The sequence below is a fragment of the Rudaea sp. genome, from assembly GCF_036383415.1.
Classification (GTDB): Bacteria; Pseudomonadota; Gammaproteobacteria; order Xanthomonadales; family Rhodanobacteraceae; genus Rudaea.
This window is the reverse complement of sequence record NZ_DASVOK010000028.1, coordinates 1-3,786: the sequence shown is the minus strand read 5'-3', so window position 1 is coordinate 3,786 and position 3,786 is coordinate 1. Positions and strand designations below refer to the sequence as shown.

Annotated in this window: 3 protein-coding genes and 1 pseudogene; 3 read left to right on the top strand and 1 reads right to left on the bottom strand. The window is 65.6% G+C overall.

Annotated elements, in window-relative coordinates; all coding sequences use genetic code 11:
- Positions 1 to 167 (top strand): annotated as a pseudogene (locus VF497_RS00935) (primosomal protein N'); the annotation flags it as partial.
- Between the two features lie 56 nt (positions 168 to 223).
- A complete protein-coding gene (locus VF497_RS00930; protein ID WP_330885344.1) occupies positions 224 to 1,507 on the top strand; it encodes an NAD(P)/FAD-dependent oxidoreductase in 1,284 nt (427 codons plus the stop codon).
- A gap of 69 nt (positions 1,508 to 1,576) precedes the next feature.
- On the opposite strand, the gene rpoH is transcribed toward VF497_RS00930, so the two are convergent.
- Positions 1,577 to 2,443, bottom strand: coding sequence for an RNA polymerase sigma factor RpoH (gene rpoH, locus VF497_RS00925; protein WP_330885342.1), 867 nt, complete (start codon positions 2,441 to 2,443; stop codon positions 1,577 to 1,579).
- Between the two features lie 408 nt (positions 2,444 to 2,851).
- Between rpoH and VF497_RS00920 the strand changes: the two genes are divergently transcribed.
- Positions 2,852 to 3,786: aldo/keto reductase (locus VF497_RS00920; protein ID WP_330885340.1), on the top strand; the 935-nt coding region annotated here is incomplete at its 3' end.

Genomic DNA, 3,786 nt, shown 5'->3' with positions numbered 1-3,786 from the left:
CGATGCCGCGCCGGGCCGGCCTGCAACGCGGACAGCTGCTGCTCAGCGCCGACGAACGCGGGCGCCTGCATGCCTTCCTGCCCGGATGGATCGCGGCCGTGCGCGTGCTGTGCGAGGCGCGCCGCGTGCGCTGGTCGCTCGACGTCGACCCGATCGATTTGTACTGAAAGCAGGACAAGCCGATGTTCTTTCTCGCAGCGCATCGACGCGATACGATCGGCGCATGGCAACGTCACCTCAACGCATCGTCATCGTCGGCGGCGGTTTCGCCGGACTCTGGGCCACGCGCGCGCTGCGCGATGCGCCGGTGTCGATCCTGCTGATCGATCGCGCCAACCATCATCTGTTCCAGCCGCTGCTCTACCAGGTCGCGACCGCCGGCCTGTCCTCGCCCGACATCGCCGCGCCGCTGCGCCATATCCTGCGCGGACAAACGAACGTCGAGGTGCGGCTTGCGACCGTCGAACGCATCGAACCCGACGCACGCTGCGTGCGCCTCGACGACGGCAGCGCGATTGAATACGACATCTTGCTGCTGGCCAGCGGTGCGACGCACGCCTACTTCGGCCACGACGACTGGGCGCCGTTCGCGCCGGGCCTGAAGACACTCGACGATGCGCTGCTGCTGCGCCGGCGCCTGCTGCTCGCGTTCGAGCATGCCGAAGCGGAAACCGATCCGGCCAAACGCGAGGCGTGGCTGAGCTTCGCGATCGTCGGCGGCGGCCCGACCGGCGTTGAGCTGGCCGGCACGCTCGCCGAGATCGCGCGGCACACGCTCAAGCGCGAATTCCGCCGCATCGACCCGGCGTCGGCGCGCGTACGCCTGATCGAGGCGGGGCCGCGCATCCTGTCGAGCTTTCCGGAATCGCTTTCAGCGAAGGCGCAGAAGCAACTCGAACGCCTCGGTGTCGAAGTCGTTACCGGCGCGCCGGTCGAAGCGATCGATGCGCAAGGTTATCGCTCGGGCGGTGCCTTCGTACCCGCACGCACCGTGGTCTGGGCTGCGGGCGTCGCGGCCTCGCCGCTGGCGCGCTCGCTCGGCGTCGAACTCGATCGTGCCGGGCGCGTGCCCGTGCTGCCCGATCTGACCGTGCGGGGGCATCCGGAGATTTTTGTCGCCGGCGATCTCGCCACGGTGATACAGGACGGCAAGCCCGTGCCCGGCGTCGCGCCCGGCGCAAAGCAGATGGGCAATTACGTGGCGCGGGTGATCCGCGATCGCCTGGCCGGACGCCCGCCGCCGCCGTTCCGCTATCGCGACTACGGCAACCTCGCCACGATCGGGCGCATGGCTGCGATCGTCGACCTGCATGGATGGAAATTGTCCGGTGCGCTCGCCTGGTGGTTCTGGCTCGCCGCACACGTGTTCTTCCTGATCGGCTTTCGCAACCGGATGTCGGTGCTGCTCAACTGGGCGGTGGCGTATCTGAGCTATCAGCGCGCCGCGCGCATCGTCATCGGCCACAAGGCGAAGTCCGACGGCGACGACTCGGTGGAAGTGGGCTGAGCTTTGCCGAACTCCGAAAAGCAGACGGCCCGGTTGCCCGGGCCGTTGATCGATCGGACTACGGAAGTCTTACGCCGCGAACAGCGTCCGCATCTTCTTCATCGCATTGACCTCGATCTGGCGGATGCGCTCGGCCGAGACCTTGTATTCGTCGGCCAGCTCCTGCAGCGTCGCCTTGTCGCCGTCCTTGAGCCAGCGGCGCTGGATGATGTCGCGTGAGCGCGCATCGAGCTTGGCCATGCCGTTCTTGAGTATGCCGAGGTCGGATTCTTCCTGGCTCTCGTTCTCGAGCGACTGGTATGGATCGGCGTTGTCGTCGACGAGATAGGCGACCGGCGCCGGCTTGGCGTCTTCGTCCGCATCGGTCGGCGCGTCGAAGGCCATGTCGTGGCCGGACAGACGCGCTTCCATCTCAAGCACGTCGGCGGTCGTCACGCCGAGATCCTTCGCCACGGCCTGCACTTCGGCGTTGTTCATCCAGCCGAGGCGCTTCTTCGACTTGCGCAGGTTGAAGAACAGCTTGCGCTGGGCCTTGGTCGTGGCGACCTTGACGATGCGCCAGTTGCGCAGGATGAACTCGTGCATCTCGGCGCGGATCCAGTGCACGGCGAACGACACCAGGCGCACGCCCATGTCCGGATCGAAGCGCTTGACCGCCTTCATCAGGCCGATGTTGCCTTCCTGGATCAGATCGCCGATCTGCAGGCCGTAGCCGGAATAGCCGCGGGCGACATGGACGACAAAACGCAGGTGCGCCATGACGAGCTGTTTGGCGGCATCGAGATCGTCATTCGCGCGGAAATTCTTGGCGAGGGATTGTTCTTCCTCGACCGTCAGCACCGGGAAGCGGTGCACGGCGGTGATATAGGAATCCAGGCTGCCGAGTGCGTTCGGAATCGGCAGGTTGTTCGCGACCAAAGCTGTAGCGGTGGACATGCGGGTCTCCTCAGGGTGCCCAGTCTAGCACTCGGGGTATGAGAGTGCTAAAGAGGGCAGAAAGTTCCGTGACTAAGCGGTAACATTCTTTTCTTGGACCGCATGGTACATGAATTGGGGCGGTTGCACGTTAAAAAACCTTCATCCGAAGCATCTACAGATAGAACAATGAGTTGCGTCGGTGGATCGGCTTCGCCGAGCCGCCCGGCCGCTGCGGGGTACGCCGCGAAACTGGAAGGGGCGGTAAGGGTGCGGCCGTTCGTCGCAGCGGCCAGACAGGCGGATCACCGCTACATGCAACGCCGCCGGCAAAGCCAAAAGGTCAGCTGGTTTCGCATATACAATCATTATTCATATATGGTATAGATGTTCTCCGTGTTCCACCCGTTGCCCGCCACGTCTGTGTCCATGCCGCCTACGGAAACCGAATTCACGTCGCTGGGGCCGTTGGGATTCGGCGCGGCGCCGATCGGCAACCTCTATGCCGAAGTCGGTGACGGCGAGGCGCGAGCCACGCTCGATGCGGCATGGCGCAGCGGCATCCGCTACTTCGACACCGCGCCGTTCTACGGCCATGGCCTCTCCGAGTGCCGCCTCGGCGATACCTTCATCGCATGGCCGCGAGCCGAGTTCGCCGTGTCGACCAAGGTCGGCCGCGTAATCGAGCCTGACGCGGCCCGCAGTGCGAAGGTCAACGACGGCTTCGCCGTGTCGGGCAGTCGAGCCGTGTTCGACTACAGCCGCGACGGCGTGCGGCGCTCGTTCGAGGCAAGCCTGCACCGCCTGCGCCTGGATCGCATCGACATTCTCCTGCTGCACGACGTCGGCCGGCAGACCCACGGCGAGCGCCATGCCGAAATGCTCGCGCAGGCGCTCGACGAGGCGTTGCCGGAGATGGCACGGTTGCGCGACGAAGGCCTCGTCCGCGCAATCGGCATCGGCGTCAACGAGCAGGAGGTCTGCCTGGAAATCCTGCCGCACTTCGATCTTGATTGCATCCTGCTCGCCGGGCGCTACACCCTGCTCGAACAACAGGCATCGCGTGAAGTGATGGGCGAGGCGCGGCGGCGTGGCGTGAAGATCATCGCCGCCGGGCCGTACAACTCGGGTCTGCTCGGCGATGCACGCGGCCCCGGTTCCACGTACAACTACACCCCGGCCGATGCGCAGACGTTGGCGCGCGCGCGCGCGATCTATGCAGTCTGCGCTGAAGAAAGTGTGGACACGGGCGCGGCGGCGTTGCAGTTTCCGCTCGCGCATCCGGCCGTGGCCACGGTGGTTGCAGGCTTGCGTTCGGTGGCGGAAGTCGAAAGCGCCGCGCAGCGGCGCGATGTGGCGAGTCT

What these genes read in the sequence shown, in the direction of transcription:
- VF497_RS00930 (WP_330885344.1), top strand. Translation starts at nt 224, where the DNA reads ATGGCAACGTCACCTCAACGCATCGTCATCGTCGGCGGCGGTTTCGCC.
- rpoH (WP_330885342.1), bottom strand. Translation starts at nt 2,443, where the DNA reads ATGTCCACCGCTACAGCTTTGGTCGCGAACAACCTGCCGATTCCGAAC.